At 51.5% G+C, this 940-nt stretch carries 1 protein-coding gene; it reads left to right on the top strand.

All coding sequences use genetic code 11. The annotated features are described in order from the left end of the window. The coding region (locus tag FLB61_RS12940; protein WP_221920430.1) for an IS91 family transposase at positions 1-915 on the top strand (915 nt) is incomplete at its 5' end. Positions 916-940: the final 25 nt, after the last annotated feature.

Genomic DNA, 940 nt, shown 5'->3' with positions numbered 1-940 from the left:
AAACGCAGGGCGGAAGTCATTGATTCCCCTTACTTCCACGTGGTGTTTACTCTCCCCCATGAACTCAATCCCCTGATCTACTGTAATCAGAAGCTCCTTTACGGACTGCTCCATAAGTGCTGTGCCGAAACCCTTCTGGAACTGAGTACAGACCAGAAATATCTTGGCGCACAGCCCGGGATCATCCAGGTACTCCACACCTGGAACCAGGAGCTGGACTACCATGTCCACATGCACTGCATCATCTCCGGCGGAGGGCTTACCCCTGACCACAGGATCCGGAAGTCTTCCGCAAAGTTTTTTATCCCCGTCTGGGTTCTCCGGGATAAGTTCAAGGGGAAATATCTCTCCCTCCTGGACGCCTTGTACCAACAGGAAAAGCTCGTCTTTTCTTCCTCCTGCCGAGCATTACAGGATCCCCCGGAATGGAAAACTTTTAAAAACGACCTTTACAGGAAAGACTGGTGCCCTTACATCAAAGAAACCTTCAACGGGTTTGGTAACGCCATCGAATATCTGGGACGCTATACCCACCGGATTGCCATCTCCAACAACCGGATCCTTTCCGTTACGGAAACAGAGGTTACTTTCTCTGCACGTAGCAGGAAGCCCGGGAATCCAAAACGGCAGGTCACTCTCAGCCATGGAGAGTTTATCCGGCGCTTCCTGATGCATGTGCTCCCTGCCAGTTTCCAGAAGATCCGCTATTATGGATTTCTCAATAACCGGATGAAATCCAGGAACCTGAAAGTAATCTTCCGGATCCAGGGCGGCCAGAGATTCCGGCAGCGTTATGCCGGGCTGTCCATGGCAGAACTGCTCAAGGCGGTCTGGAACATTGACCTGTCCATCTGTCCGGAATGCGGCTGTGCAGCCATGCGGCAGCTTGGAAGGAGCTATGCTCCTTTCCCATAAATCAAACTTCTTTTCATACCGATTT

It is taken from the genome of Sellimonas caecigallum (genome assembly GCF_019754295.1).
Lineage (GTDB): Bacteria > Bacillota > Clostridia > Lachnospirales > Lachnospiraceae > Sellimonas > Sellimonas caecigallum.
The sequence above is the reverse complement of the archived record's forward strand: the minus strand, read 5'-3'. Positions and strand labels throughout refer to the sequence as shown.